Here is a 25,794-nt window from a genome sequence, read left to right as displayed (position 1 = left end):
AATTAGGGGCTTAGGCGCGCATGCGGGTGATGCGAATCACCCCGGTCAAGGCGCGCAGTTTCTTGATCACGCGGGCCAGGTGCACGCGGTCGTGCACGCTGACCACCAACTGGACCACGCTGATGCGACCATCGCGTTCGTCCATGCTGATTTTCTCGATGTTGCCGTCGGCGGCGTTGACGCTGCTGGCCAGCAGGGCGATCAGGCCGCGCTGGTGCTCCAGCTCGACGCGCAGCTCGACGTTGAATTCGCCGGTGACATCCTTGGCCCACGAGAGCTGGATGCATTTTTCCGGGTTGTGGCGGATTTCGCTGATATTGCGGCAGTTGTCCAGGTGCACGACCATGCCCTTGCCGGCGGACAGGTGGCCGACAATCGGGTCGCCCGGGATCGGGGTGCAACACTTGGCGTAGCTGAGCACCAGGCCTTCGGTGCCGCGAATCGCCAGCGGGCCTTCAGGGCTTGGCAACTGTTCGCCTTCGCCCAGCAACCGGCGGGCCACTACATAGGCCATGCGATTGCCCAGGCCGATATCTTCCAGCAGGTCTTCGATCAGTTCCAGGCGGTACTCGACCAGCATGGCCTTGACGCGCTCGGCCGGGATTTTCTCCAGCGAGCTGTCGAAGCCGTTGAGGACCTTGTTCAGCAGGCGCTCGCCGAGGCTGATGGATTCGGAGCGGCGTTGCAGCTTTAGTGCGTGGCGTATGTGCGTGCGCGCCTTGCCGGTGACCACGAAGTTGAGCCAGGCCGGGTTCGGCCGTGCGCCGGGAGCGCTGACGATCTCGACCGTGGAGCCGCTTTGCAGCGGTTCGGACAACGGCGCGAGTCGACGGTTGATCCGGCAGGCGATGCAGCTGTTGCCGACGTCGGTGTGCACCGCATAAGCGAAGTCGACCGCCGTGGAGCCCTTGGGCAGCTCCATGATCCGGCCTTTGGGCGTGAACACGTAGACCTCGTCCGGGAACAGGTCGATCTTCACGCTTTCGATGAATTCCAGCGAGTTGCCGGCGCGTTGCTGCATTTCCAGCACGCCCTTGACCCACTGGCGGGCGCGGGCATGGGTGCCTTTTGGCTGCTCGTCGCCGCTGGATTTGTACAGCCAATGGGCGGCGATGCCGTTGTTGGCCATCTCTTCCATTTCACGGGTTCGGATCTGGATCTCGATCGGAACACCGTGCATGCCGAACAGCGTGGTGTGCAGTGACTGATAGCCGTTGGCCTTGGGGATCGCGATGTAATCCTTGAAGCGCCCCGGCAGCGGTTTATATAAGTTATGTACAGCACCCAGCACGCGGTAGCAGGTATCGACCTTGTCGACGATGATCCGGAACGCGTAGACGTCCATGATCTCGTTGAAGGCCCGACGCTTGCCGCGCATTTTCTTGTAGATGCCGTAGAGGTGTTTCTGGCGACCGCTGACCTCGCCCTGGATGCCATCGATGGCCAGGCAGTGGCTTAAGGATTCTTCGATCTTGTTGACGATTTCCTTGCGGTTGCCCCGGGCGCGTTTGACGGCCTGGTAGATCCGCGCGGAACGCATCGGGTGCATGGCCTTGAAACCGAGGTCTTCGAACTCTATGCGGATGGCGTGCATGCCCAGCCGGTTGGCGATGGGCGCATAGATTTCCAGGGTTTCCTTGGCGATGCGCCGGCGTTTTTCGCCGGACAGCACTTCCAGCGTGCGCATGTTGTGCAGGCGGTCGGCCAGCTTGACCAGGATCACGCGAATGTCGCGAGCCATGGCCATGGCCATTTTCTGGAAGTTTTCGGCTTGGGCTTCGGCCTTGGTCTCGAAGTTCATCTGGGTCAGTTTGCTGACCCCGTCGACCAGTTCGGCCACGGTTTCGCCGAACTGCGCTTGCAGCGCTTCCTTGGCAATACCAGTGTCTTCGATCACGTCATGCAGCATCGCGGCCATCAGGCTCTGATGGTCCATGTGCATGTCGGCAAGAATATTCGCAACCGCGAGTGGGTGCGTGACGTACGCCTCGCCGCTACGGCGGCGTTGGCCGTCGTGGGCTTGTTCGGCGTAGAAATACGCCCGGCGGACCAGGTTGACCTGGTCCTTGCCGAGGTAGGTCGATAAGCGATCGGCGAGGGCGTCTATGCTCGGCATGATGTCTCCTGCCGTAAGCTTTTATCCCGCGCCGTGCTACGTCGACCAGGCATAGGCTTAGACGGCCTCGTTGGACTCGTCCTCGAATGCAGCAAAAAGCGGTTCATCTTCAACGATTTCGGCTTCGGCGATAGCTGCGTAGTCGATCAGGCCTTCAGCGATTTCGCGCAGGGCAACGACGGTAGGCTTGTCGTTTTCCCATGCTACTTTCGGCTCTTTGCCGCCGGTGGCCAGTTGACGGGCACGCTTGGTAGAGAGCATGACCAGCTCAAAGCGGTTATCCACGTGTTCTAGGCAGTCTTCAACGGTTACGCGGGCCATGGTCTTCCTCGTAGCAAATGCAATATGCGCGCTGCCCGGATGGGCGAGCGGACTCGACAGTTTAAAAAATCACCAGCGTTTAGGGAAGCGCTGATTTTTTGACCAAGCCCTTCAACGCGCTGCAAGTACCAATGTAAAGCCCTTGCAGCGGTTTTGGGAAGAGCTGATTAACCGAGCAATTCAGCCAGCAATTTGCCGTGACGCTGTTGCTGACGCTTTTGAATCAGCTGATTGGCGCGGAAAATCGCCTTCAGGTCGTGCAGCGCGTGGGCGAAATCGTCGTTGATGATCAGGTAGTCGTAGTCGACGTAGTGGCTCATTTCGCTGACGGCTTCACGCATCCGGCCGTCGATGACTTCGTCACTGTCCTGGCCGCGATTGGTCAGGCGCTGGTGCAGGGCCTGCAATGACGGCGGCAGAATGAAGATCGAGCGGGCCTGAGGCATCAGCTTGCGCACTTGCTCGGCACCTTGCCAGTCGATTTCCAGAATCAGGTCGTGGCCTTCGTCCAGGGTTTGCTGCAGGTGGCTTTGCGAGGTGCCGTAGAGGTTGCCGAACACTTCGGCGCGCTCGAGGAAGTCCCCGTGCTCGATCATCTTCACGAACTCGCTGCGGTCGACGAAGTGATAGTTCACGCCATTCACTTCACCGGGGCGCATGGCGCGGGTGGTGTGGGAGACCGAGACGCGGATCTCCGGATTTGCGTCGGTCAAAGCCTTGACCAGACTGCTCTTGCCCGCGCCCGAAGGAGCGGAAATGATGTACAGGGTGCCGGTGCTGTGTGTCATGTCGGGGTAGCCTTACTCAATATTCTGCACTTGTTCGCGCATCTGCTCGATCAACACCTTGAGGTTGACCGCAGCCTGGGTGCTGCGCGGGTCGAAGGCTTTGGAGCCCAGTGTATTGGCTTCGCGGTTGAGTTCCTGCATCAGGAAGTCCAGGCGCCGACCGGCGGCACCGCCGGATTTGAGCACCCGGCGAACTTCGATGATGTGAGTGCTCAGGCGATCCAGTTCTTCGGCGACGTCACTTTTTTGCGCGAGCATGACCATTTCCTGCTCCAGGCGCTGCGGATCCATCTCGGCCTTCATGTCGGCGAAACGGTCGAGGACTTTCTGGCGCTGGGTGGCGAGCATTTGCGGGACCAGTTCGCGCAAAGTCACCACGTCTTCTTCGATGGCGCTCAGGCGCTCGTTGATCAGCCGCGCCAGCTCCGCGCCTTCGCGCTCGCGGCCGGCCTTCAGCTCCTTGAGGCCCTGATTGAACAGTGCCAGCGCTTCGGCGTTCAAGGCTTGCGGGTCGGTGGCGTCGCCTACCAGTACGCCGGGCCAGGCAAGGACTTCCAGCGGGTTCAGCGCTGCCGGGTTCTTGATCAGGCTGGCGATGGTCTCGGCGGCGGCGACCAGTTGCGCGGCGCGCTCCTGATCGATTTGCAGCGCCTTGCCGGTATTTTCTTCGGTGAAGCGCAGGGTGCATTCAAGCTTGCCCCGCGATACACCCTGGCGCAGGGCTTCACGAACAGCGCCCTCGAGGTCGCGAAAGGACTCCGGCAGGCGCAGGTGGGGTTCCAGGTAGCGGCTGTTGACCGAGCGCAGTTCCCAGCTCAGGGTGCCCTGGACGCCGGCTTTCTCGACGCGGGCGAAGGCGGTCATGCTGTGCACCATGGAGGTACCTCGCAAGGCAGATCGGCACAGAACCGAGGTTCCGGGAATCCGATATCAATGAATTAAAGCCGACTGGCAGCAAAGGCGCAGGATTGTAGCGCAGTGGCGCGGATGCGCCCAAACACACAGTGTGACAAAGAGCGGCAGGCCTGCACCGGCGCGCGGTACAGAGCCCTCGGTCGTCGGCGGATTTTTTTAGAAGTGCCCAGTGGCGGCCGTCGGCTCTATAATGCTCCGCAGTTTTCCGTCCCCAGTACAGGTACTCCCTATGATACGTCCAAGTGGTCGCGCTGCCGATCAGCTCCGCTCGATCCGCATCACCCGCAACTACACCAAGCACGCCGAGGGTTCTGTGCTGGTCGAATTCGGTGATACCAAGGTCATCTGCACCGTCAGCGTTGAACCGGGCGTACCGCGTTTCCTGAAAGGCCAGGGCCAGGGTTGGTTGACTGCCGAGTACGGCATGCTGCCGCGTGCTACCGGCGAGCGTAACCAGCGTGAAGCCAGCCGTGGCAAGCAAGGCGGTCGCACCCTGGAAATCCAGCGTCTGATCGGTCGCTCCCTGCGCGCTGCGCTGGACATGTCCAAACTGGGCGATATCACCCTGTACGTCGACTGCGATGTGATCCAGGCCGATGGCGGCACCCGCACGGCTTCGATTACCGGTTCCATGGTTGCGCTGATCGATGCCTTGAAAGTGATCAAGAAGCGTGGCGGCCTGAAAGGCGGCGACCCGGTCAAGCAGATGATCGCTGCGGTTTCCGTGGGCATGTACAAGGGTGAGCCGGTGCTCGACCTCGATTACCTGGAAGACTCGGCCGCCGAGACTGACCTGAACGTGGTAATGACCAGCGCTGGCGGCTTCATCGAAGTCCAGGGCACTGCCGAAGGCGCGCCGTTCCAGCCTGAAGAGCTGAACGCCATGCTCGAACTGGCCAAGAAAGGCATGAACGAGATCTTCGAACTGCAAAAGGCCGCCCTGGCCGACTGACCAGGCTGCTCCAGACAAGGAGGACACTATGAGTGACGAGCAACTGCCGCTGCCCACGCCGAGCCAAGAGGCGCGTCAGTGGGCCATGTTTTGCCACTTGTCCGCCTTGCTGGGGATCTGGATTCCGTTCGGTACGATCATCGGCCCGCTGATTCTCTGGCAGATCAAGCGCGAGATGGACCCGTTCATCGATGCCCAGGGCAAGGAAGCGCTGAACTTTCAGATAACCGTGGCGATCGCCTCGGCTATCTGCTTCTTGCTGATGCTGGTGATTATCGGGTTCTTCCTGTTTGGCCTGATCGCGATCGGTGCGCTGGTGCTAACGATCATTGCCGGGGTGAAGGCCAATGAAGGGCAGCCTTATCGGTATCCGTTCACATGGCGGTTGATCAAGTAAGCCAAGACACTGCTGTTGTTTGACGCACACTTCAGCGTAATTCAAAACAAATGCCCCGACATGTCGGGGCATTTGTTTTTTTGCAATCAGATTAATCTCTATTATTGCGTGCTTGGTCGCTCGCTATTCAAACTAAGTTAATTCGTGCGCATAATATTTTTTACACGTTTAGACACAAACTGCAAAGCTCAGTGCCGCTTGTATGCTTGGCAATTGGACTTGGCGGTTGATAAGGTTGCCCCGAGTAATATTTATCAAGAAATATTTCGATATATTCAGACCATTGACGGCTCCTGAATCTAATACCAATCAGTGTTGAGATCCATCAACCTGTTCAAGAGGCGTGTCCAGGTAAAAAGTTCGCCCCTGAATATATAAGCAAGAATATCCAGAATGCTTCAGCTCGATTTTTATGGAACATTAGTAGCAGCCTCTTTAGTACTTTTGCTGGGGCGCGGACTTGTCACGCGTGTCGGTTTTTTACGCGCCTACAATATCCCCGAACCTGTAGCGGGTGGCCTGGTGGTTGCCTTGGTTCTCCTGGCTTTGCGCGGCATTGATGTTGAGGTCCGGTTCGACACTTCATTGCAGACACCCTTGATGTTGGCGTTTTTCGCCACCATTGGCTTGAGTGCAGATTTCGCCAGCCTGAAGAAGGGCGGGCGGGTGGTGGGTGTTTTCATACTGGCGGTCACCGGGCTTTTACTGGTCCAGAATGCCATGGGTATCGGTCTTGCGAGTCTCTTGGGGCTCGATCCCTTGATGGGCCTGCTGACAGGCTCGGTTACGTTGGCCGGCGGTCACGGTACGGGTGCTGCATGGGGGGCTACGTTCAGTGAGAAGTACGGTCTGGCATCTGCCTCCGAGCTTGCGATGGCCTCTGCGACGTTTGGATTGGTGCTGGGCGGATTGATCGGTGGGCCAGTTGCTCGCCACCTCATCAAGCGCGTACAAGTACCCGGCTGCGTTGATCAAGAAAAACCACGGGTGCCAAAAGGCTTTGAACAGCCAAACAAAGAGCGCTCGATCACACCCTTTTCGTTTATCGAGACGCTCGCGCTGATCGCCGTCAGCCTGCTGGCAGGTACTCTTCTGAACGAGATGCTCCACGGAAGCGCATTCGAGTTGCCGACGTTCGTTTGTGTCTTGTTCGTGGGTGTACTTTTGCGAAACGGGCTTTCAGCGCTTGGCTTGTATCAAGTGTTTGAGCGTGAAGTCTCCGTGCTTGGGAATGTCAGCTTGTCGCTGTTTCTGGCAATTGCTCTCATGTCACTCAAACTCTGGGATCTGGCCGCATTGGCTTTGCCGATCTTCATCATCCTGGCGGCGCAAACGCTGGTCATGGCGCTGTTTGCGATTTTCGTGACGTTCAGGGTCATGGGTAGTAACTACGATGCGGCTGTACTGGCGGCAGGACACTGCGGTTTTGGACTGGGGGCCACGCCAACTGCCATCGCTAACATGCAAGCGGTGACGCAGCGCTACGGGCCTTCGCAGATAGCGTTCCTGGTGGTGCCCATGGTGGGCGCTTTCTTCATCGACATCATTAATGTCATTGTGATCAAGTTGTATCTCGCTCTGCCGTTTTTCGCCGCGGCTTGAAGTTCTGGTCGATGGGAACCTCTGGATAGAGTGCATAAAAAATGCCCGTATCTTGCGATACGGGCATTTTTTCGACCATCCGTCATACTGCTCAGTGAAAAATCACTTAGATCGTCAGCGTCCAGTCGTAGTCCACGATCAGCGGCGCGTGTTGCGAGAACCGCGGCTGGCGTGGCAGGCGTGCGCTGCGTACGAAGCGGCGCAGGCCAGGGGTCAGCAACTGATAGTCGAAGCGCCAACCGAGGTTGAGCATCTCCGCCTGTTCGTTGTCCGGCCACCAGCTGTACTGGTCGCCTTCCCGGCTGACTTCCCGCAGGGCGTCGACATAACCCATGTTGCCGACAATCTCGTCCATCCAGGCACGTTCAGGTGCCAGGAAGCCCGGAGATTGCTGGCTGTCGCGCCAGTTCTTGATGTCGAGCTTCTGCTGCGCCACGTACAGCGAGCCACAATAAATGTACTCGCGGCGTTTGCGCCGCTGCTTGTCCAGGTACTTGCCGAAGTCGTCCATGAGCTTGAACTTCTGGTTCAAATCCTCATCGCCGTTCATCCCCGAAGGAAGCAGCAAGGTGGCAATACTGACTTTGTCGAAATCTGCTTGCAGGTAGCGCCCGTAGCGGTCGGCCGTCTCGAAACCGAGACCGCTGATGACAGCCTTCGGTTGCAGCCGCGAATACAAAGCCACGCCACCTTGGGCGGGGACTTCAGCATCGCAGGCATAAAGGAAGTAGCCATCCAGTTGGAAGGCTGGGTCATCCAGTTCAAAGGCGGAGGCACGGGTGTCCTGCAGGCAGATGACGTCGGCATTCTGTGCTTGCAGCCAACTGAGCAAACCACGCTCGACTGCAGCCTGAATACCATTGACGTTCACACTGATGATCCGCATAAATGGCCCCAAAAATCGCGTGCGTGTATGATACACGGCGTCAAGCTAATTAGCTAAATCCGTGGTATTTGGGGTTTTTTCATGCAAGCGTATCAGCGCGATTTCATCCGTTTTGCCATCGATCGCGGCGTTTTGCGCTTCGGTGAGTTCACCCTGAAGTCCGGGCGCACCAGTCCTTACTTCTTCAATGCCGGCCTGTTCAACTCGGGTTCGGCCCTGGCGCAGCTGGGTCGTTTCTACGCCGCCGCCATTGCCGAGAGCGGCATTTCGTTCGACGTGCTGTTTGGCCCGGCCTACAAAGGCATTCCGCTGGCGGCGACTACCGCCGTGGCCCTGGCCGAGCATCACAACCGTGACTTGCCATGGTGCTTCAACCGCAAGGAAGCCAAGGCCCACGGCGAAGGCGGCAGCCTGGTTGGCGCACCGCTGACCGGTGAAGTGCTGATCATCGACGACGTGATCACCGCCGGCACCGCCATCCGTGAAGTGATGCAGATCATCGCCTCCCAGGACGGCGCCAAGGCCGCTGGCGTGCTGATCGCCCTGAACCGTCAGGAGCGTGGCAACGGCGAGTTGTCGGCGATCCAGGAAGTCGAGCGTGACTTCGGCATCCCGGTGATCAGCATCGTTTCGCTGAACCAGGTGCTGGAATTCCTGGCGGACGATCCGCAGCTCAAGCAGCATCTGCCAGCTGTGGAAGCCTACCGCGCCCAGTTCGGCGTCTGACACACCGACCCTGTAGGAGCGAGCTTGCTCGCGAAAAACGTCAACGATAATGCGGAGTGCCTGGCAGCCCGCGTTGCTCTGGCGCCCATCGCGAGCAAGCTCGCTCCTACAAGGGGCTTTTTGTTTGTGCTGTCAGTGCAGTCTTCGCCATTTTCCTATCAGTTTTAGTGCCAATCCCAGATTGAATAGCGCGAACCCCAGCAGTGCCACGACGACTAGAACGTAAAGCGTGCGGTCCACATCGAAATCCCACAGATCCAGTCTGCTGCCACGCATGATTCGAGCGGCGGCCGGCAGGTTGACGTAAAAAAGTGCTGTGAAGGCGCAGGTCAGGGGCAGGGCGCAGCCGAGCAGAACGCCTGAAACCTTCTCTCGGCTACGTTTTCTGGCCAGTGGGCCTGGTTGTTTTTCATCCAGTTCCAACGCTTCATGCAATTTTGGCCATGCCAGGTTGAACATGAAGGTGGTCAGGGTCAGCAGCAAACCACTGACCGCGACGATGTCACTGAACGGCATTCAGGCCCAGTGTCCGGCACAGCAGCGCGTGGGAATCCTCGCTGATTTCGAACTGCCCGGCACTGCCTTTGCGTTTGATGATGGGTTTGAAAGTCGGCTCGTTCTGGGTGATCAGCATGTTCAGTTCATCGCGGATGACGTCCGAGCTGATCACCACCAGATACACGGTCTGTGCGTGCTCCGCAGACTCGATCACGGCTCGCATGCTGTGCTGCAGGATCTCGTCCAATTGATTGCGGAAGCGTGAAACCGTGTTTTTCAGCAAGGTTTTGCTTTGGCTCTGAGTCAGCTGGAAAATCGTCGATATCTGCGATTCGGTTGGCAGGGTCTGCCCGAAGTAGCTTTGAATCAGATACAGCAAACGGTCCTGTTTTGCTTCATCGGCCCGGCTCGGCATGCCGCCCTCAACCAGCATTTTCAAGTATTCAGTCAGGCTCGCCTTGGCTATACGCTGTAAGGCATGAGCAATTTCCGTGTCGGAAATCTTCAGGGTTTTCTTGACCGGTTCCTTCTGCTCCTGCTCGAAAGCCTGGGCGTCGATCGTGAACGAGATCTGCATGGCTCAGTGCCTCCGTGGCTATTTTTTGCTCGCAGGGCTGGTTGTCTCGGCCTTTTTGTTCTCGACGGATTTGTCGGTTTTTTCCGGATACGGGTCATTCGGGGCGTCGCCTTGGCCGGTCAATACTTTCCAGGCTTTGCGCGTGTGAGGGGTCTTTTTGAAATCAGGGCAGGGTGGCATTGATGTTTGCGACGGGCCTGAATACTCAAATCCGCAGTCTACGCAGGCGTAGGTGCCTGCTGAAATGTCACTGCCGTATGGAACATGGTCTTTTTGCATGGGTAGATCTCCTGTGGATGCAGGGAAGATCCTATGCAGATTGATTCCTTAATGATGTCGGACGTTTCGTTATCTGAAGTGAGGCATTTCCTGCACGCATAAAAAAGATCGCAGACTTCGTCAGCACCTACGGAAAATTCATACTTCCGTAGGTGCCGCTGAAGGTTGCGATCTTTATGACGTTCTTGAATCAGTGACGCTTGCGATTGCTGATCAGGGTGCCCACGCCGGTATCGGTGAAAATTTCCAGCAGGATCGCGTTCGGCACGCGACCGTCGATGATCAGCGAGCTGCCCACGCCGCCCTGGACTGCTTCCAGTGCGCAACGGATCTTCGGCAGCATGCCGCCATAGATGGTGCCATCGGCGATCAGGTCGTCGACTTGCTGGGTTGTCAGGCCGGTCAGGACCGTGCCCGACTTGTCCATCAGGCCGGCGATGTTGGTCAGCAGCATCAACTTCTCGGCTTTCAATGCCTCGGCGACTTTACCGGCCACCAGGTCAGCGTTGATGTTGTACGACTCGCCGTTGGCGCCGACGCCGATGGGCGCGATCACCGGGATGAAATCGCCCTTGACCAACAGGTTCAGCAGGTCGGTATTGATGCCGACTACTTCGCCCACGTGGCCGATGTCGATGATTTCCGGGGTGGTCATTTCCGGCGTCTGACGGGTAACGGTGAGCTTCTTCGCGCGAATCAGCTCGGCGTCTTTACCGGTCAGGCCGATGGCGCTGCCGCCATGACGGTTGATCAGGTTGACGATGTCCTTGTTGACCTGGCCGCCGAGGACCATTTCAACCACGTCCATGGTCGCGGCGTCGGTGACGCGCATGCCGTCGACGAAATGGCTCTCGATCGACAGGCGCTTGAGCAGGTCACCGATTTGCGGGCCGCCACCGTGAACCACCACCGGGTTGATGCCCACGGCCTTCATCAGCACGATGTCGCGGGCGAAGCCGGTTTTCAGCTCCTCGCTTTCCATCGCGTTGCCGCCGTATTTGATCACCAGTGTCTTGCCGACATAACGGCGGATGTAAGGCAGCGCTTCGGACAGGACCTTGGCGGTGTTGGCGGCGGCTTCGCGTTCGAGGGTCATTCAGGGCTCCGGGTGAATCAGAACGGTAGTTGGAGATCAGGTGCAACACGCTTCAACTGGGCGTGGAAAACGTCCTTGATGCGCTGCAATTCAGCCTCGTCATCGGCCTCGAAACGCAGCACCAGCACCGGTGTGGTGTTGGATGCGCGTACCAGGCCCCAGCCTTTGGCATAGTCGACTCGCACGCCGTCAATGGTGGTCAGGTCGGCGCCTTCGCCCCACTGCGCGTCGTGCAATGCATCAATGATGCTGAATTTGCTCTCTTCGGTCACATGGATATTGATTTCCGGCGTAGAAATATCGTTCGGGAAGGTCGCGAACAACTCTTCGGCCGAGGATTTTTCCTTGCTGAGGATCTCCAGCAACCGCGCGGCGCTGTAAATGCCGTCGTCGAAACCGAACCAGCGCTCCTTGAAGAAGATGTGCCCGCTCATTTCGCCAGCCAGCAGGGCGCCGGATTGTTTCATTTTCTTTTTGATCAACGAGTGACCGGTCTTCCACATTAACGACCGGCCACCGTATTCCTTGATCAGCGGAATCAGGCGGCGGGTGCATTTGACGTCGAAGATGATTTCGGCGCCCGGGTTGCGCGCCACAACGTCGCGGGCGAACAGCATCAGCAACCGGTCTGGGTAGACGATGCTGCCGGTGTTGGTCACCACGCCGACGCGGTCGCCATCGCCGTCGAAGGCCAGGCCGATGTCAGCGTTGGTTTCCTTGACCTTGGCGATCAGGTCCACGAGGTTTTCAGGCTTGCCCGGGTCCGGGTGGTGGTTCGGGAAGTTGCCGTCCACTTCGCAGAACAGCGGGATGACTTCGCAGTTCAGCGCTTCGATCAGTTGCGGAGCGATCACACCGGCCGCGCCGTTACCGCAATCGACGACCACTTTCAGGCGACGGGCCAGCTTGATGTCCTGGACGATTTCGGTGGTGTAGCGGTCGAGGATCTCGACCTGGGTGATGCTGCCCTGGCCGCTGCTCAGGTTGTTGGTCTTGAGGCGGTCGTGCAGGGCCTGGATCTGTTCGTTGGCCAGGGTGTCGCCGGCGATGACGATCTTGAAGCCGTTGTAGTTCGACGGGTTGTGGCTGCCGGTGAGCATCACGCCGGATTTGCCGGCCAGTACGTTGGCGGCGTAGTAAAGCGCCGGAGTCGGGACCAGGCCGACATCACTGACGTGGCAGCCGCTGTCGGCGATGCCTTTGATCAGTTGCGCGACCAGCTCCGGGCCGGACAGACGGCCATCGCGACCGACGGAAACGTTTGGCTCGCCCTGGGCCAGGCTTTGGGAGCCGACGGCGCGGCCGATCCAGTAAGCGGTTTCGGCGTTCAGGAATTCCGGGACGGTGCCGCGGATGTCGTAGGCGCGGAAGATGCTGTCAGGGAACTTGGGTGCGATTTTGGCCGGGGTGTTCATCTGTGGAAATGCTCCATCTCGAAAGTGGCTGGACAGGCCGCCGATTCATTCGGTGGCAGGTTCAAACTGAAGGGTATGACGGCGTTTTCCACAGAGAGTTCGTGGTGTGAAAGGGCCATGACGCCCCTGACGACAAGGGTTTGACCGGGCAATGCCTTGATTTTCGGAGCTAAACCTTGCAGATGACAATTTGAATTTTGTGGCGAGGGAGTCAGATCCCCCGCAACAAGAAGAGCAAGATCGGATCAGCGGGTGCCGGTATGGCCGAAGCCGCCGGTGCCGCGCTCGGTTTCAACAAACTCTTCAACCATCTCGAAGTGAGCCTGCACTACTGGTACCAGCACCAGCTGCGCCAGGCGCTCGCCAACCGGCATGGTGAACTCGGTCTGACCACGGTTCCAGCAGGAAACCATCAATGGGCCTTGGTAGTCGGAGTCGATCAGCCCCACCAGGTTGCCCAGCACGATGCCGTGCTTATGGCCCATCCCCGAGCGCGGCAGAATCAGCGCCGCCAGGTTCGGGTCGCCGATATAGACCGAAAGGCCGGTGGGGATCAGCACGGTTTCACCCGGCTTGATCACGGTGTCCTGTTCCAGCATGGCGCGCAGGTCGAGGCCGGCGGAGCCCGGTGTGGCGTATTGTGGCAGCGGGAATTCGGTACCGATGCGGGGGTCGAGGATCTTGGCTTGCAAAGCGTGCATGTAAATTAAACCTGGTTCAGACGTTCGGCGATAAAAGTGATCAGCTGGCGAGCAATCTTGCTCTTGCTGGTCTGGGCGAAAAGTGTGGCGTGAAGCTCACGGTCGATGACGCTGCAGGCGTTTTCTTCGCTGTTGAAGCCAATGCTCGGGTTGGCGACGTCGTTGGCGACGATCAGATCGAGGTTCTTGTCTTTCAACTTGCGTGCAGCGTAATCGAGCAGGTGTTCGGTCTCGGCGGCAAAACCGACACTGAACGGGCGGTCGGGGCGGGTGGCGATGGTGGCCAGGATGTCCGGGTTACGCACCATCTGTAGCAACAAGCCGTCGCCGTTCGTAGGATCTTTCTTGAGTTTCTGTGGGGCGACGACTTCCGGACGGTAATCCGCGACCGCTGCCGAGGCGATGAACAGGTCGCAAGGGATCGCCGCTTCACACGCGGCCAGCATGTCGCGGGCGCTGACCACGTCGATACGGTTGACGCGATCCGGAGTCGGCAGGTGCACGGGGCCGGTGATCAGGGTTACGCGGGCACCAGCCTCCACAGCGGCTTCGGCCAGGGCAAAGCCCATTTTTCCGGAGCTGTGGTTGGTGATGTAGCGCACCGGGTCGATGTTTTCCTGGGTCGGGCCGGCCGTAATCAGCACGTGTTTGCCGGTCAGTGCCTGACGCTGGAAGCAGTCGGCGGCGCACTGGGCCAGTTCAAGGGCTTCGAGCATGCGTCCCAGGCCGACGTCGCCGCAGGCCTGGCTGCCGGAGGCTGGGCCGAAAACCTTGATGTCGCGGCTTTCGAGGGTTTGCAGGTTGGCCTGGGTCGCCGGATCGCGCCACATCGCCTGGTTCATTGCCGGCGCGACGGCGACCATTGCGTCGGTGGCCAGCACCAGCGTGGTCAGCAGATCATCGGCGATGCCTTGGGCCAGGCGGGCGATCAGGTCCGCCGTGGCGGGGGCGATCAGCACCAGATCGGCCCATTTGGCCAGTTCGATGTGGCCCATGGCCGCCTCGGCCGCCGGGTCCAGCAGGTCCAGGTGGACCGGGTGCCCGGACAGGGCCTGCATGGTCAACGGGGTGATGAACTCTGCGCCGCCACGGGTCATGACCACGCGCACTTCGGCGCCCTGATCGATCAGGCGGCGAACCAGGTCGGCGCTCTTGTAGGCAGCGATACCGCCGCCGACGCCCAGAACAATGCGTTTCCGATACAGCCGCTGCATAGGCCTGCCTTTCAATTCGTTGGTGACATACGTGGCGAACCCCCCTCCCCAGGGTGAATTCGCCCGCAAAAAAGATGGGCTACGATATCACAGCGACCGCTACGGAACAGCGGTGCCCACAGACAGGGAGGTGCTATGAGTATTCGCGATTGGCCGGCGGCGGAACGGCCGCGGGAGAGGTTGCTTGAGCGGGGTGCGGGAAGCCTTTCGGATGCCGAATTGCTGGCGATCTTTTTACGCACCGGCGTGGTGGGTAAAAGTGCAGTAGATCTGGCGCGACACCTGTTGAATCAGTTTGGCAGCCTGCGTTTGTTGCTTGAAGCCGATCAGGAAGCGTTCAGCAAGCAGTTGGGACTTGGGCCGGCGAAATTTGCGCAGTTGCAGGCTGCGCAAGAAATGAGCAGGCGTCATCTGGCCGAGCGTGCGCGCCATAAGTCGGCACTGGAGAGTCCGCACGCGGTTCGCGAGTATCTGAAATCGATGCTGCGCCACGAGCCACACGAGGTGTTTGGTTGCCTGTTTCTCGATTCCAGGCATCAGGTACTGGCGTTCGAGACGCTGTTCCGCGGCTCCATCGACAACACCAGCGTTCATCCGCGAGAGGTGGTCAAGCGCGCCCTGGCCAACAACGCAGCGGCATTGATCCTCTGTCACAACCATCCTTCGGGCAACACCGACCCAAGTCAGTCCGACCGGGTGCTGACCAAGCGCCTGCAAAAGGCGCTGGAGTTGATTGACGTGCGGGTGCTCGACCATTTCATCATCGGCGATGGCGACCCGTTGTCGATGGCGGAGTATGGGTGGATGTGAATGATTCACTGTAGGAGCGAGCTCTGCTCGCGATGGCGGCCGGGGCACCGCTTTCATTCAGGCAGCCCTCGTCATCGTTGAAGTCCATCGCGAGCAGAGCTCGCTCCTACAGGGTTTCAGCCGTTTATTTCAGGGTCACTTTGGAATAGTCCTGCCGGCCGAACGGGCTGACCGAATACCCCTCGACATCCTTGCGCGTCAGCGCGAAGGCCGTCGGGTGAGCCAGTGGTAGCCACAGCGCCTGCTGCTGGATCTGCGCCTGGGCCTGTTCGTAGAGTTTGCTACGCACACCTTGCTCGCCGGTGGTCTTGCCGGCGCTGATCAGCTTGTCCAGGTCCTGATTGCAGTAGCGGGCGAAGTTGGTGCCGGACTTGACCGCCGCGCAGGAAAACTGCGGCGTGAGGAAGTTGTCCGGGTCACCGTTGTCACCGGCCCAGCCCATGAACAGCAAGTCGTGCTCACCGGCCTTGGCGCGGCGGATCAGTTCGCCCCATTCGATCACGCGGATTTCGGCCTGAATGCCGATTTCCGCGAGGTCAGACTGCAGCAGTTGGGCACCAAGGCTTGGGTTGGGGTTAAGCAGGCTGCCCGAAGGGCGGGTCCAGATGGTGGTCTGGAAGCCGTCCTTGAGTCCGGCCTTGGCCATCAAGGCCTTGGCCTTGGCGATGTCGTGAGGGTAACCCGGCAGGCCTTTGGCGTAGCTCCAGGTGTTGGGCGGATACGGACCGTTGGCCGCCTCGGCAGTGTCTTCGAACACGGCTTTGACATAGTTGGCCTTGTCGAAGGCAAGGTTGATGGCCTGGCGGACTTCAGGCTTGTCCAGTGGCGGATGCTGACTGTTGATGCCGACGAATGCGGTCATGAACGCGTCAGTCTTTTCGACCTTCAGCGTCGGCTCTTTCAGCGCTTCCTGTACGTCCAGAGGTTTGGGCGACAGGGCGATCTGGCATTCGTTGCGGCGCAATTTCTGCAGGCGCACGTTGGCGTCCGGGGTGATGGCAAAGATCAGCGGATCTACAGCGGGTTTGCCGCCGAAGTAGTCGGGGTTGGCTTTGTAGCGAACCGAGGCGTCCTTCTGGAAGCGAGTGAAAACGAACGGCCCTGTGCCGATCGGCTGGCTGTTGAGCTTTTCGGGTGTGCCGGCCTTCATCAGTTTGTCGGCGTATTCGGCCGAATAGATCGAGGCGAAACCCATGCTCAGGGTCGCCAGGAAGGTCGAATCCGGGTGGTCGAGGGTGAAGCGCACGGTCTGCGGATCGAGGGCGTCGATCTTCTTGATCAATGCAGGCAATTGCATCGATTGCGCATGCGGGAAGCCGCTCTGGGCGACTTTGTGCCACGCATTGACCGGGTCGAGCATACGGTCGAAGCTGAAAATCACGTCTTCGGCGTTAAGGTCGCGCGTTGGAGTGAAGTACTCGGTGCGATGGAATTTCACCAGCGGGTGCAACTTGAAAACGTAGGTCAGGCCGTCGGGGCTGACTTCCCAGCTGTCGGCGAGGCTGGCGACCACCTTGCCACTGGCCGTGTCAAAGTCCACCAGGCGATTCATCAACACATCGGCCGAGGCATTAGTGGTGGTCAGCGAGTTGTACTGCACCACGTCGAACCCTTCAGGGCTGGCCTCGGTGCAGACGCTCAGGGCGGCGGCAAATGCCTGTGGGCTCAGCAGAAGCGGGGCGAGCAACAGCGGTAGGGCAGCAAGGCGCATGGTCGGCTTCCTATACAGGTCGAAGGCCCATCTGCAAGTGCAGTCTGGAAAAGGCTTACCCTAGTGGGCTCTTTTGCAAATGACTATCCCCTTTTTCATTTTAAGGGGACTATAGGCGACTGATTTTGCTGTGCAGCGGTTGAGCAAACCCCCTGGATGGCTCGCTGAACGATTTTCTGCGACGAGCGGTCGCCATCGACGATAGCCTTTGTCCAAGGCGCTCGGAGCCAGAAAAACGGGGTTTTTGTGAATTCAACGCACACTGAATGTTGTTGCTCTCTAGTCTTTCTGGTATAAAGCAGCGCTCTTTTCTAGGGGCCCGGTTCCTTCACTGTAGGTGTAGCCGGTAAGACCTCTAAAGAAACGCGGCGCCTGGCGCCAAATGACTGAGAGATTAAGCGGCCAACCCATGCCGGGTTGGGCATGTGGTTTTAGAGGGCTGAGGCATGTCTAGAGTCTGTCAAGTTACCGGTAAGGGTCCGGTGACTGGGAATAACATTTCCCACGCAAACAACAAAACCCGTCGTCGTTTCCTGCCGAACCTGCAGCATCACCGCTTCTGGGTTGAAGAAGAGAAACGTTTTGTGCGTCTGCGCGTATCTGCCAAAGGCATGCGTATCATCGACAAGCGTGGCATCACTGTCGTGCTGGCCGAACTTCGCCGCGATGGCAAGGTTTAAGGGAGCTAATCATGCGTGAATTGATTCGTTTGATTTCGAGCGCCGGTACTGGTCACTTCTACACTACCGACAAGAACAAGCGTACTACTCCGGACAAAATCGAGATCAAGAAATATGATCCGGTTGTTCGCAAGCACGTGATCTACAAAGAAGGCAAAATCAAGTAATTGATTTTTCCCTCTTACGAAAAAGGCCCGTATCGCGAGATACGGGCCTTTTTTGTTGTGCTTGAAAAACGGACAGCTTTTCAGCCTGATCAAGTCATTGCGCTTCAGTGCTGAGTAGAGCGATGCATGGTTTGGCGCAAATCAATTGCCCATGGTGACATGGGTGATGATTTCGTTTTCAACCAGCAGATTGATCCGTGCGGGATTGTAGTCTTTGGTCATGATGAACCCGATGCCCCTCGGACGTACCGCCAGCCCGGTCTTGTTGGCGAGCTCTCCACGCAGCTCTTCGGAGTATTGTCGGCCGATGTATTGAATGGCTGTATCCAGGTGTTGTTTCAAATCAATGGTCATTTACCGCTTCCTTGCAATTGGTGAGTGAGCGAAATTGCTCCCGTCATCCGTCTTGGATGCCGTGAAGAAATACTGGAGCAGCTCCGGTCATTTATCACCTGTTGTACTGTGTCGCGATGTTTGCCGGGGCCCGCCCGTGAAAAAGCCCGTCACCGGGGACGGGCTTTGGGGTATTTCGATGATCTTGCTTCAAGCCTTCTGTTCAAACGCCACATAGATCTTGCGGCATGGCTCCAGCACTTCCCAGGTGCCGCGAAAGCCTGCCGGGATCACGAAGCGATCACCCACACGCAGTGTCTTGGCGTTGCCGTCGAGGTCACGTATCACGGAAACCCCCTGCACGATTTCGCAGTATTCGTGTTCGGTGAAGTTTACCGTCCACTGGCCGACAGCCCCTTCCCACACGCCGGCGTTCAATTGGCCGCAAGGGCTGTTGTAGTGGTTGTACACCGCTTGCTCGGGATCACCCTTCAGTACTTTGGTCGGATCCGGGCGATAGCGTTCGGCGGCGGTGGTGGCCTGGCTGAAGTCGACGATATTCTGGATGCTCATTGTTGTATTCCCCCGTCATTGCGGTGCGAGTGGTGGGTGTCCGGTCAGACCGGACACGGGTATCGCCAAAGTCTATGTTTATTAAAATGAACATCGCAAGGCCGTTTGCCAGTGTTATGTCAAATATATTGAAACTTCACCTGCCGCTGGTTTAGGGTGGTGGATGCCTTGGGCCGAAAAGCAGGCTGGCCGGGCAGAATTCCTGACAGCGCCCGCGAAGAACGCGGGTGTCGTATCAATAAGAGGAGGACACTCGCATGACCACCCTGACCCGTGCCGACTGGGAACAACGTGCCCGCGACCTGAAAATCGAAGGCCGCGCCTATATCAATGGCGAATACACCGACGCCGTTTCCGGCGAGACATTCGAGTGCATCAGCCCGGTCGATGGCCGTCTGCTCGGCAAGATTGCCAGTTGTGACGCCGCCGATGCCCAGCGCGCCGTGGAAAACGCTCGCGCCACGTTCAATTCCGGTGTCTGGTCGCGTCTGGCGCCGACCAAACGCAAGTCCACCATGATCCGTTTTGCCGGCCTGCTGAAACAGCACGCCGAAGAGCTGGCCCTGCTTGAAACCCTGGACATGGGCAAGCCGATCAGCGATTCCCTGTACATCGACGTTCCCGGCGCGGCGCAAGCCTTGAGCTGGAGCGGCGAAGCCATCGACAAGATCTACGACGAAGTGGCAGCCACTCCGCACGATCAGTTGGGTCTTGTGACCCGTGAGCCGGTGGGTGTTGTGGGCGCCATCGTGCCGTGGAACTTCCCGCTGATGATGGCGTGCTGGAAACTCGGTCCTGCGCTGTCCACCGGTAACTCGGTGATCCTCAAGCCGTCCGAAAAATCCCCGCTGACCGCCATTCGCATCGCTGAACTGGCTGTCGAAGCCGGCATCCCGAAAGGCGTGCTGAACGTGCTGCCGGGTTACGGGCACACCGTCGGCAAGGCCTTGGCCCTGCACAACGACGTCGACACCCTGGTATTCACCGGCTCGACCAAAATCGCCAAGCAATTGCTGATCTACTCCGGCGAGTCGAACATGAAGCGCGTCTGGCTCGAAGCCGGCGGCAAGAGCCCGAATATCGTGTTCGCCGATGCGCCGAACCTGCAGGATGCTGCCGAAGCCGCTGCTGGCGCCATCGCCTTCAACCAGGGCGAAGTCTGCACCGCCGGTTCGCGCCTGCTGGTGGAGCGTTCGATCAAGGACAAATTCCTGCCGCTGGTGATCGAGGCGCTGAAGGCCTGGAAGCCGGGCAATCCGCTGGATCCGGCGACCAATGTTGGCGCGCTGGTCGATACCCAGCAGATGAACACCGTACTGTCCTACATCGAGTCCGGTCATGCCGACGGCGCCAGGTTGGTGGCCGGTGGCAAGCGTACGCTCCAGGAAACTGGCGGCACTTACGTTGAGCCGACGATTTTCGATGGTGTGAGCAATGCGATGAAAATCGCCCAGGAAGAAATCTTCGGCCCGGTACTGTCGGTCATCGAATTCGACAGCGCCGAAGAAGCCATCGCGATTGCCAACGACACACCGTACGGCCTGGCCGCTGCGGTCTGGACGGCCGACATTTCCAAGGCCCACCTCACCGCCCGCGCACTGCGTGCCGGTAGCGTGTGGGTCAACCAGTACGATGGCGGCGACATGACCGCTCCGTTCGGTGGCTTCAAGCAATCCGGCAACGGCCGCGACAAGTCCCTGCACGCGTTCGACAAATACACCGAGCTGAAGGCGACCTGGATCAAGTTGTAAGCCGTTAAGGGAGGTCTGTTGTAGAGCAGGCCTCCCGAACGACACAGATCCCTTGTGGGAGCGAGCTTGCTCGCGATAGCGGTGTAACAGTCGACTTCAATGTTGAATGTTGTTCCGTCATCGCGAGCAAGCTCGCTCCCACAATGTTTTGTGTTGTACATAAAAATATCCACAGGAGCGTGGAACATGCGTTGGGCGACTTATTTCGCCGTTTTGGCATCTGTCCTGAGTGTCGGCCTGGCCTTGGGTGTCAGCATGCCGCTGGTGTCGTTTCGCCTGGAAAGCTGGGGCTACGGCTCGTTTGCCATTGGCGTGATGGCCGCGATGCCAGCCATCGGCGTCCTGCTGGGGGCGAAAATCTCCAGCCATCTGGCGGCGCGATTCGGCACGGCCAATCTGATGCGCCTGTGCCTTTGGGCCGGGGCGATTTCGATCGGTTTGCTGGCGCTGTTGCCGAGCTATCCGATCTGGTTGGTGCTGCGGCTGATGATCGGGGTGATCCTGACCCTTGTATTCATCATCGGTGAAAGCTGGATCAATCAACTGGTGGTCGAGCAATGGCGCGGGCGGCTGGTGGCGCTGTATGGCAGCAGCTACGCATTGAGTCAGCTGGCGGGGCCGGTGTTGTTGGGCTTCCTCGGTACCGAGCATGACTATGGCTTTTGGGTGGGCGTCGGTTTGCTGATGGCGGCTCCGTTCCTGTTGCTGGGCCGCAGTGGCGCGCCGAGCAGTGAAGCCAGCAGCGTGACCCTGCGTGATTTGCTTGAGTTTTGTCGTGGCCTGCCGGCGATTGCCTGGGCGGTGTCGCTGTTCGCCGCGTTCGAGGCGATGATTTTGACGCTGTTGCCGGTCTACTGCCTGCGCCAGGGCTTCACCACGGAGATCGCTCTGGCGATGGTCAGTACGGTGGTCGTCGGCGATGCGGTGCTGCAATTGCCGATTGGTGCGTTGGCCGATCGTTTGTCGCGCCGGGCGTTGTTTACCGGCTGCGCAGTCGTCTTGCTGGTGTCGAGCCTGGCGATTCCGATGCTGATCGACACACTGCTGATCTGGCCGCTGTGGGTCTTGTTTGGCGCCAGTGCCGGTGGCTTGTTCACCTTGTCACTGATCCTGATCGGCGAGCGTTATCGCGACGATGCACTGGTGCGGGCCAACGCGCATATTGCACAGCTGTGGGGGATTGGTTGCTTGGTCGGGCCGCTGCTGGCGGGTGCCGGCAGCCAGTGGATCAACGGCCATGCGTTGCCGTTGCTGATGGCAGTGGGGGCCTTGGGCGTGCTGATTGTGGTGTCGAGGCAAGGGGCGTTTGGCGCCGCTCAGCCAGCCTGATGAGCATCGCAGAACTGTGGCGGTCGAGTCTTACAACATCTTCCTCAGCCAACCGAATTGCTCAGCCAGGCATTGAAACGCCGCCGCCAACTCCGTTTGGCGGCGCAGATAGGCATATGGACGCTGATTCCCGAAGAAAGCTCAGTCGCTGAGCTGATCGTTTTCCGCCAGCAGTTTGATCGCTGTCGTACCGACCTTGCGTACTGCGTCTTCGATCTGCGGTGTTGGCTTGGCAGCGTAGTTCATGCGCAGGCAATTGCGGTACTTGCCCGAGGCGGAAAAAATACTGCCCACGGCAATCTGTACGCCCTGGTCGTGCAATGCACGATTCAGTTTCAGGGTGTCGAAACCTTCCGGTAATTCGACCCACAGCATGAAGCTACCCTGTGGGCGACTGGCGCGGGTGCCGGCCGGGAAGTAGCGGGTCACCCAATCAATCATCATGTCGCGATTGCGCTGGTATTGCGTACGCATCCGCCGCAAATGCGGTTCGAAGTGGCCACCTTTAAGGAATTCGGCGATGGCGATCTGCGGTTGTGGCGCGGTGGATCCGGTGCTGATGTATTTCATATGCAGTACCCGTTCCAGATAGCGACCGGGCGCGACCCAGCCGATGCGCAGGCCGGGTGCCAGGGTCTTGGAAAACGAACTGCACAATAGGACGCGACCGTCCTCGTCGAAGGACTTGATCGTGCGCGGACGCGGGTAGGTGTAGGCCAGTTCGCCATACACATCGTCCTCGATGATCGCCACGTCATAGCGCTGCGCAAGCGTCAACAACGCGCGTTTGCGCGACTCCGGCATGATGTAGCCCAACGGGTTGTTGCAGTTGGGGGTCAACTGTATGACCTTGATCGGCCACTGTTCCAGGGCCAGTTCCAGCGCTTCGAGGCTGATGCCGGTCAGTGGATCGGTGGGGATTTCCAGGGCCTTCATGCCCAGGCCCTTGAGGGTCTGCATCGCGCCGTGAAAGCTCGGCGAGTCCACCGCGACAATGTCGCCGGGCTCGCAGATCGCGCGAATACTGGTGGACAGCGCTTCATGGCATCCAGTGGTCACCACCAGTTCGCTGGCACTCAACTGGCAGCCGGAATCGAGCATCAGGCGAGCGATCTGTTCGCGCAGTTCAAGGTTGCCGTGGATGTTGTCGTAATACAGGCCGGGCATGTCCTGCCGACGGCTGATTCGCGCCAGGTCACGCAGCAGCGGTTTCATGGTCGCACTGGTGATGTCCGGCATGCCGCGACCCAGTTGCACCACGTCTTTGCGTGGAACGGCGCGAATCAACTCCAGCACTTGATCCCATTGGGAAATGTCCACCGGCCGTTGGGCCGGGCGGCCGACTGCCGGCAAATCCGGCAGTTCGCGGCTGGCCGGGACGAAGTACCCCGACTTGGGCCGAGGCATGGCCAGCCCGCTGTCCTCCAGCACCCGATAGGCCTGCTGCACTGTGCTCAGGCTGACGCCGTGCTCGACGCTCAGCGCCCGAACCGAAGGCAGCCGGTCACCGGGGCGATAGAAGCCCTGTTCGATACGTGTGCCGAGCAATTCGGCGAGGTTGACGTAAAGGGTCATGGTGCAGCCTCGATAAGGGTGATTCGGTTAACCAGTACAGATCGGGCGAAAAATCGGGATTCAGTGGCGGAATCGGCAAAACTGTATGGAGTTAATACAGTTGTTTTGAATCTGTAATGCTCTTGCGCGCCCACGCATCATGGAACCTCTGGCTACCCAAGTAAACAGGAGCATCCAAGATGAACGGTTTGAGCGATGTGCGGCTGACGTTACACAGTCAGGAGCTGGCGACCGGGCAGAACAACGGCACGCGGGAGGGGGGCATGGGCAATGCGTCGTCCGGCCTGAATCGCTGGGACCGGTTCTGGCGTCGCCTGCACACGCGCAAGGCGTTGCTGGCCCTGACGGCTGACCAGCTCAAGGACATCGGGCTGACGCGGGAGCAGGCGCTGAAGCCTTTCTGGCGGATCTGAGTTTTGCGGTGTTCTTCAGGGCCTCATCGCGAGCAAGCTCGCTCCCACAAGGAACGGTGGTGAACACAAATTTTGTGAACACTGCCAAACACTGTGGGAGCGAGCTTGCTCGCGATGGCGTCGGTACAGGCTCAGCTAAACCTTCAGACCAACTCTTTAAACCGATGCCACAACATCCCCAATGCCAGCAACGGTGAACGCAAATGCTTGCCACCCGGGAATGTGATGTGCGGCACCTTGGCAAACAGATCGAAGCCGCCGCTGTGCTGGCCGCTGATGGCTTCGGCCAACAGCTTGCCGGCCAGGTGTGTGGCGTTCACGCCATGACCGGAATAGGCCTGGGCGTAATACACATTCGGCTGGTCCTTGAGTCGCCCGATCTGCGGCAGGCGGTTGGCGCCGATACCGATCATGCCGCCCCATTGGTAATCGATCTTCACGGCACTCAATTGCGGGAAGACCTCCAGCATTTTCGGACGCATGTACGCAGCGATGTCTTTGGGGTCGCGGCCGGAGTAATGGCAGGCACCACCAAACAGCAGGCGCCGGTCCGCCGAGAGCCGGTAGTAGTCCAGCGCCACGCGCTGGTCACAGACCGCCATGTTCTGCGGCAGCAGGGCGTGGGCCTGTTCTTCGCTCAGTGGTTCGGTGGCGATGATGTAGCTGCCGGCGGGCAGGACTTTGCCGCTGAGTTCCGGGTTGAGGTCATTGAGGTAAGCATTGCAACCCAGTACCAGGGTCTTGGCGCGCACCGAGCCCTCGGCGGCATGGACCTTAATCTCTGGGCCATAGTCGATGCGGGTCACGGCCGAGTGCTCGAATAACTGGACCCCCAATCGTTGTGCCGCGGATGCTTCGCCCAGGGCCAGGTTCAGTGGATGCAGGTGCCCCGAGCCCATGTCGATCAGGCCGCCGACGTAACGCGTAGAGCCGACCACGGTGTGCATCTCGTTGGCTTGCAGCAAACGGGTCTCGTAGCGATAACCGAGGCTGCGCAGCTCTTCGGCATCCTCGGCGAAACCTTCAAGGTCACGGGGCTTGTTGGCGAGGTCGCAGTATCCCCAGGTCAGGTCACAGGGGATCTGGAAGTGCTCGACCCGTTGCCGGACGATTTCCACGGCTTCCAGGCCCATGAGTTTCATTTGCCGAACACCTTCGACACCGATGACGTTGGTGAACTGATCGAGGCCGTGGCCGACGCCGCGAATCAGTTGCCCGCCATTGCGTCCACTGGCGCCCCAGCCGATTCGATGGGCTTCAAGCAACACTACGCTGAGGCCGCGTTCGGCCAGCTCAAGCGCCGTGTTCAACCCCGAAAACCCACCGCCCACCACACAGACATCGGCCAGCACTTCGCCTTTGAGCGCCGGAAGTTCGGGCTGCGGCAGGCTGCTGGCGGCGTAGTAGGACGCGGTGTGGTTCATTGCAGGCTGTTGAGCACGGGCATTCATGTGCGTGTTCCTGATGCTTGCGTTTAGAAAACTTGACGGAGCATAAGCCGGACCTTCCCGGACGGGCAACATTGGTCGGTTGGTGCTGTCTGGATTGGGGCTTTTGCGTCAGAATCGCGCTCTATTCCGCTATTGGTCACCGCTTCAATGAGCTGCAACAGTCAGACAATCCGCACATTGCGACAGCAGATTCCCTCGTTCGAGTGCGTTCCCGGCTGCCATGACTGCTGCGGCCCGGTGACCACCTCGCCGGAAGAAATGTCACGCCTGCCGCGCAAGTCCCGCGCCGAGCAGGATGCCGCCATGGAAGAACTCAACTGTGTGCACCTGGGGCCCAATGGTTGCACGGTGTATGACGAACGGCCGCTGATCTGCCGGTTGTTCGGCACCACCAAGACCCTGCCGTGCCCCAATGGGCGGGGGCCAGTGGAGTTGATTCATCCGCGGGTGGAGAAGCAGGTGTTCGAGTACATGGCCAGTACCCGGCAGGTGTTGGTTTAAAACAGCGGGTCTTCAGG

27 protein-coding genes and 1 pseudogene are annotated in these 25,794 nt (G+C 59.2%); 11 read left to right on the top strand and 17 right to left on the bottom strand.

Translation table 11 applies throughout. The features are described 5' to 3' along the window. Positions 1-10: 10 nt before the first annotated feature. From spoT to J4D25_RS24840, 4 genes are all read right to left on the bottom strand, one after another. Complete coding sequence (spoT, locus tag J4D25_RS24855) at positions 11-2,116, bottom strand: bifunctional GTP diphosphokinase/guanosine-3',5'-bis pyrophosphate 3'-pyrophosphohydrolase (protein WP_008047084.1); 2,106 nt, start codon at positions 2,114-2,116, stop codon at positions 11-13. 57 nt (positions 2,117-2,173) lie between these two features. Next, positions 2,174-2,437, bottom strand: coding sequence for a DNA-directed RNA polymerase subunit omega (rpoZ, locus tag J4D25_RS24850; RefSeq protein WP_007921129.1), 264 nt, complete (start codon positions 2,435-2,437; stop codon positions 2,174-2,176). A 167-nt stretch (positions 2,438-2,604) separates the two neighbouring features. Then, positions 2,605-3,225: a guanylate kinase gene (gmk, locus tag J4D25_RS24845; RefSeq protein WP_046038947.1), complete on the bottom strand. Its 621-nt coding sequence runs from the start codon at positions 3,223-3,225 to the stop codon at positions 2,605-2,607. Between the two features lie 12 nt (positions 3,226-3,237). Continuing rightward, the gene (locus J4D25_RS24840; RefSeq protein ID WP_057712739.1) at positions 3,238-4,101 is read right to left on the bottom strand and encodes a YicC/YloC family endoribonuclease; all 864 of its coding nucleotides are present in this window, start codon (positions 4,099-4,101) and stop codon (positions 3,238-3,240) included. Between the two features lie 268 nt (positions 4,102-4,369). On the opposite strand from J4D25_RS24840, the gene rph reads away from it, so the two are divergent. The 3 genes from rph to gltS all read left to right on the top strand — a co-directional run bounded on the left by rph (position 4,370) and on the right by gltS (position 7,091). Next, positions 4,370-5,092, top strand: coding sequence for a ribonuclease PH (rph, locus tag J4D25_RS24835; RefSeq protein WP_057395880.1), 723 nt, complete (start codon positions 4,370-4,372; stop codon positions 5,090-5,092). A gap of 28 nt (positions 5,093-5,120) precedes the next feature. Next, positions 5,121-5,489 (top strand): DUF4870 domain-containing protein, encoded by a 369-nt coding sequence (locus tag J4D25_RS24830; protein ID WP_057712740.1) that lies wholly within the window; start codon positions 5,121-5,123, stop codon positions 5,487-5,489. A 393-nt stretch (positions 5,490-5,882) separates the two neighbouring features. Then, positions 5,883-7,091 carry a sodium/glutamate symporter gene (gene gltS / locus J4D25_RS24825; protein ID WP_057712741.1) on the top strand — a complete coding sequence of 403 codons (1,209 nt, stop codon included), beginning with the start codon at positions 5,883-5,885 and terminating at the stop codon, positions 7,089-7,091. Positions 7,092-7,197: 106 nt separating this feature from the next. Here the strand turns inward: gltS and J4D25_RS24820 are convergent, their stop codons facing one another. Beyond that, positions 7,198-7,977 carry an exodeoxyribonuclease III gene (locus J4D25_RS24820; RefSeq protein ID WP_003229491.1) on the bottom strand — a complete coding sequence of 260 codons (780 nt, stop codon included), beginning with the start codon at positions 7,975-7,977 and terminating at the stop codon, positions 7,198-7,200. A gap of 81 nt (positions 7,978-8,058) precedes the next feature. Between J4D25_RS24820 and pyrE the strand changes: the two genes are divergently transcribed. After that, on the top strand, positions 8,059-8,703 hold the full coding sequence (gene pyrE / locus J4D25_RS24815) for an orotate phosphoribosyltransferase (RefSeq protein ID WP_034147724.1): 645 nt from the start codon (positions 8,059-8,061) through the stop codon (positions 8,701-8,703). A 132-nt stretch (positions 8,704-8,835) separates the two neighbouring features. Here pyrE and J4D25_RS24810 read toward each other — a convergent pair whose 3' ends face one another. The 7 genes and pseudogenes from J4D25_RS24810 to coaBC all read right to left on the bottom strand — a co-directional run bounded on the left by J4D25_RS24810 (position 8,836) and on the right by coaBC (position 14,483). Next, entirely contained in the window at positions 8,836-9,219 is a 384-nt protein-coding gene (locus J4D25_RS24810; protein ID WP_057712742.1) for a hypothetical protein, read from the bottom strand. Next, the gene (locus J4D25_RS24805) at positions 9,206-9,778 is read right to left on the bottom strand and encodes a hypothetical protein (RefSeq protein ID WP_057712743.1); all 573 of its coding nucleotides are present in this window, start codon (positions 9,776-9,778) and stop codon (positions 9,206-9,208) included. Before J4D25_RS24805 ends, J4D25_RS24810 begins: the two co-directional genes overlap by 14 nt. 18 nt (positions 9,779-9,796) lie before the next feature. Next, positions 9,797-10,057 (bottom strand): hypothetical protein, encoded by a 261-nt coding sequence (locus J4D25_RS24800; RefSeq protein WP_057712744.1) that lies wholly within the window; start codon positions 10,055-10,057, stop codon positions 9,797-9,799. Positions 10,058-10,247: 190 nt separating this feature from the next. Then, positions 10,248-11,153 carry an acetylglutamate kinase gene (argB, locus tag J4D25_RS24795; protein ID WP_053163877.1) on the bottom strand — a complete coding sequence of 302 codons (906 nt, stop codon included), beginning with the start codon at positions 11,151-11,153 and terminating at the stop codon, positions 10,248-10,250. A gap of 17 nt (positions 11,154-11,170) precedes the next feature. Beyond that, positions 11,171-12,547 (bottom strand): annotated as a pseudogene (locus J4D25_RS24790) (phosphomannomutase/phosphoglucomutase); the annotation flags it as partial. Positions 12,548-12,813: 266 nt separating this feature from the next. Next, entirely contained in the window at positions 12,814-13,269 is a 456-nt protein-coding gene (dut, locus tag J4D25_RS24785) for a dUTP diphosphatase (protein ID WP_007975171.1), read from the bottom strand. A gap of 5 nt (positions 13,270-13,274) precedes the next feature. Beyond that, entirely contained in the window at positions 13,275-14,483 is a 1,209-nt protein-coding gene (coaBC, locus tag J4D25_RS24780; RefSeq protein ID WP_057712746.1) for a bifunctional phosphopantothenoylcysteine decarboxylase/phosphopantothenate--cysteine ligase CoaBC, read from the bottom strand. 135 nt (positions 14,484-14,618) lie between these two features. Between coaBC and radC the strand changes: the two genes are divergently transcribed. Then, entirely contained in the window at positions 14,619-15,293 is a 675-nt protein-coding gene (gene radC / locus J4D25_RS24775) for a DNA repair protein RadC (protein ID WP_057712747.1), read from the top strand. Between the two features lie 124 nt (positions 15,294-15,417). Here the strand turns inward: radC and J4D25_RS24770 are convergent, their stop codons facing one another. Continuing rightward, positions 15,418-17,004, bottom strand: coding sequence for an ABC transporter substrate-binding protein (locus J4D25_RS24770; RefSeq protein WP_057712748.1), 1,587 nt, complete (start codon positions 17,002-17,004; stop codon positions 15,418-15,420). A gap of 446 nt (positions 17,005-17,450) precedes the next feature. Here J4D25_RS24770 and rpmB point away from each other — a divergent pair, with 446 nt between their 5' ends. Both rpmB and rpmG read left to right on the top strand, forming a co-directional pair. Further along, positions 17,451-17,684, top strand: a complete 234-nt coding sequence (rpmB, locus tag J4D25_RS24765) for a 50S ribosomal protein L28 (RefSeq protein WP_007975166.1) — start codon at positions 17,451-17,453, stop codon at positions 17,682-17,684. A gap of 11 nt (positions 17,685-17,695) precedes the next feature. After that, positions 17,696-17,851 carry a 50S ribosomal protein L33 gene (gene rpmG / locus J4D25_RS24760; RefSeq protein ID WP_003177274.1) on the top strand — a complete coding sequence of 52 codons (156 nt, stop codon included), beginning with the start codon at positions 17,696-17,698 and terminating at the stop codon, positions 17,849-17,851. Positions 17,852-17,992: 141 nt separating this feature from the next. On the opposite strand, the gene J4D25_RS24755 is transcribed toward rpmG, so the two are convergent. Together J4D25_RS24755 and J4D25_RS24750 are read right to left on the bottom strand one after the other, a co-directional pair. Next, positions 17,993-18,205, bottom strand: coding sequence for a hypothetical protein (locus J4D25_RS24755; protein ID WP_057712749.1), 213 nt, complete (start codon positions 18,203-18,205; stop codon positions 17,993-17,995). Between the two features lie 189 nt (positions 18,206-18,394). Next, the gene (locus J4D25_RS24750) at positions 18,395-18,757 is read right to left on the bottom strand and encodes a cupin domain-containing protein (protein WP_057712750.1); all 363 of its coding nucleotides are present in this window, start codon (positions 18,755-18,757) and stop codon (positions 18,395-18,397) included. Positions 18,758-19,014: 257 nt separating this feature from the next. Here J4D25_RS24750 and J4D25_RS24745 point away from each other — a divergent pair, with 257 nt between their 5' ends. Both J4D25_RS24745 and J4D25_RS24740 read left to right on the top strand, forming a co-directional pair. Then, positions 19,015-20,508, top strand: a complete 1,494-nt coding sequence (locus J4D25_RS24745; protein ID WP_057712751.1) for an aldehyde dehydrogenase — start codon at positions 19,015-19,017, stop codon at positions 20,506-20,508. Between the two features lie 186 nt (positions 20,509-20,694). Next, positions 20,695-21,837 (top strand): MFS transporter, encoded by a 1,143-nt coding sequence (locus J4D25_RS24740; protein ID WP_057712752.1) that lies wholly within the window; start codon positions 20,695-20,697, stop codon positions 21,835-21,837. A 141-nt stretch (positions 21,838-21,978) separates the two neighbouring features. Here the strand turns inward: J4D25_RS24740 and J4D25_RS24735 are convergent, their stop codons facing one another. Continuing rightward, entirely contained in the window at positions 21,979-23,412 is a 1,434-nt protein-coding gene (locus J4D25_RS24735; protein WP_057712753.1) for a PLP-dependent aminotransferase family protein, read from the bottom strand. A 179-nt stretch (positions 23,413-23,591) separates the two neighbouring features. Here J4D25_RS24735 and J4D25_RS24730 point away from each other — a divergent pair, with 179 nt between their 5' ends. Continuing rightward, positions 23,592-23,825: a DUF1127 domain-containing protein gene (locus tag J4D25_RS24730; RefSeq protein ID WP_057712754.1), complete on the top strand. Its 234-nt coding sequence runs from the start codon at positions 23,592-23,594 to the stop codon at positions 23,823-23,825. Positions 23,826-23,968: 143 nt separating this feature from the next. On the opposite strand, the gene J4D25_RS24725 is transcribed toward J4D25_RS24730, so the two are convergent. Beyond that, complete coding sequence (locus tag J4D25_RS24725) at positions 23,969-25,276, bottom strand: FAD-binding oxidoreductase (protein WP_057712755.1); 1,308 nt, start codon at positions 25,274-25,276, stop codon at positions 23,969-23,971. Between the two features lie 147 nt (positions 25,277-25,423). Here J4D25_RS24725 and J4D25_RS24720 point away from each other — a divergent pair, with 147 nt between their 5' ends. After that, positions 25,424-25,777: a YkgJ family cysteine cluster protein gene (locus J4D25_RS24720; protein WP_056726864.1), complete on the top strand. Its 354-nt coding sequence runs from the start codon at positions 25,424-25,426 to the stop codon at positions 25,775-25,777. Positions 25,778-25,794 lie beyond the last annotated feature (17 nt).

It is taken from the genome of Pseudomonas sp. GW456-L13 (assembly GCF_017350115.1).
Lineage (GTDB): Bacteria > Pseudomonadota > Gammaproteobacteria > Pseudomonadales > Pseudomonadaceae > Aquipseudomonas > Aquipseudomonas jessenii.
Note: the sequence above shows the minus strand (reverse complement) of the source record. Positions and strands in the feature narration are given on the sequence as shown.

Coding starts and splice junctions, on each gene's coding strand:
- spoT (WP_008047084.1), bottom strand. CDS start 2,116: ATGCCGAGCATAGACGCCCTCGCCGATCGCTTATCGACCTACCTCGGC.
- rpoZ (WP_007921129.1), bottom strand. CDS start 2,437: ATGGCCCGCGTAACCGTTGAAGACTGCCTAGAACACGTGGATAACCGC.
- gmk (WP_046038947.1), bottom strand. CDS start 3,225: ATGACACACAGCACCGGCACCCTGTACATCATTTCCGCTCCTTCGGGC.
- J4D25_RS24840 (WP_057712739.1), bottom strand. CDS start 4,101: ATGGTGCACAGCATGACCGCCTTCGCCCGCGTCGAGAAAGCCGGCGTC.
- rph (WP_057395880.1), top strand. CDS start 4,370: ATGATACGTCCAAGTGGTCGCGCTGCCGATCAGCTCCGCTCGATCCGC.
- J4D25_RS24830 (WP_057712740.1), top strand. CDS start 5,121: ATGAGTGACGAGCAACTGCCGCTGCCCACGCCGAGCCAAGAGGCGCGT.
- gltS (WP_057712741.1), top strand. CDS start 5,883: ATGCTTCAGCTCGATTTTTATGGAACATTAGTAGCAGCCTCTTTAGTA.
- J4D25_RS24820 (WP_003229491.1), bottom strand. CDS start 7,977: ATGCGGATCATCAGTGTGAACGTCAATGGTATTCAGGCTGCAGTCGAG.
- pyrE (WP_034147724.1), top strand. CDS start 8,059: ATGCAAGCGTATCAGCGCGATTTCATCCGTTTTGCCATCGATCGCGGC.
- J4D25_RS24810 (WP_057712742.1), bottom strand. CDS start 9,219: ATGCCGTTCAGTGACATCGTCGCGGTCAGTGGTTTGCTGCTGACCCTG.
- J4D25_RS24805 (WP_057712743.1), bottom strand. CDS start 9,778: ATGCAGATCTCGTTCACGATCGACGCCCAGGCTTTCGAGCAGGAGCAG.
- J4D25_RS24800 (WP_057712744.1), bottom strand. CDS start 10,057: ATGCAAAAAGACCATGTTCCATACGGCAGTGACATTTCAGCAGGCACC.
- argB (WP_053163877.1), bottom strand. CDS start 11,153: ATGACCCTCGAACGCGAAGCCGCCGCCAACACCGCCAAGGTCCTGTCC.
- dut (WP_007975171.1), bottom strand. CDS start 13,269: ATGCACGCTTTGCAAGCCAAGATCCTCGACCCCCGCATCGGTACCGAA.
- coaBC (WP_057712746.1), bottom strand. CDS start 14,483: ATGCAGCGGCTGTATCGGAAACGCATTGTTCTGGGCGTCGGCGGCGGT.
- radC (WP_057712747.1), top strand. CDS start 14,619: ATGAGTATTCGCGATTGGCCGGCGGCGGAACGGCCGCGGGAGAGGTTG.
- J4D25_RS24770 (WP_057712748.1), bottom strand. CDS start 17,004: ATGCGCCTTGCTGCCCTACCGCTGTTGCTCGCCCCGCTTCTGCTGAGC.
- rpmB (WP_007975166.1), top strand. CDS start 17,451: ATGTCTAGAGTCTGTCAAGTTACCGGTAAGGGTCCGGTGACTGGGAAT.
- rpmG (WP_003177274.1), top strand. CDS start 17,696: ATGCGTGAATTGATTCGTTTGATTTCGAGCGCCGGTACTGGTCACTTC.
- J4D25_RS24755 (WP_057712749.1), bottom strand. CDS start 18,205: ATGACCATTGATTTGAAACAACACCTGGATACAGCCATTCAATACATC.
- J4D25_RS24750 (WP_057712750.1), bottom strand. CDS start 18,757: ATGAGCATCCAGAATATCGTCGACTTCAGCCAGGCCACCACCGCCGCC.
- J4D25_RS24745 (WP_057712751.1), top strand. CDS start 19,015: ATGACCACCCTGACCCGTGCCGACTGGGAACAACGTGCCCGCGACCTG.
- J4D25_RS24740 (WP_057712752.1), top strand. CDS start 20,695: ATGCGTTGGGCGACTTATTTCGCCGTTTTGGCATCTGTCCTGAGTGTC.
- J4D25_RS24735 (WP_057712753.1), bottom strand. CDS start 23,412: ATGACCCTTTACGTCAACCTCGCCGAATTGCTCGGCACACGTATCGAA.
- J4D25_RS24730 (WP_057712754.1), top strand. CDS start 23,592: ATGAACGGTTTGAGCGATGTGCGGCTGACGTTACACAGTCAGGAGCTG.
- J4D25_RS24725 (WP_057712755.1), bottom strand. CDS start 25,276: ATGAATGCCCGTGCTCAACAGCCTGCAATGAACCACACCGCGTCCTAC.
- J4D25_RS24720 (WP_056726864.1), top strand. CDS start 25,424: ATGAGCTGCAACAGTCAGACAATCCGCACATTGCGACAGCAGATTCCC.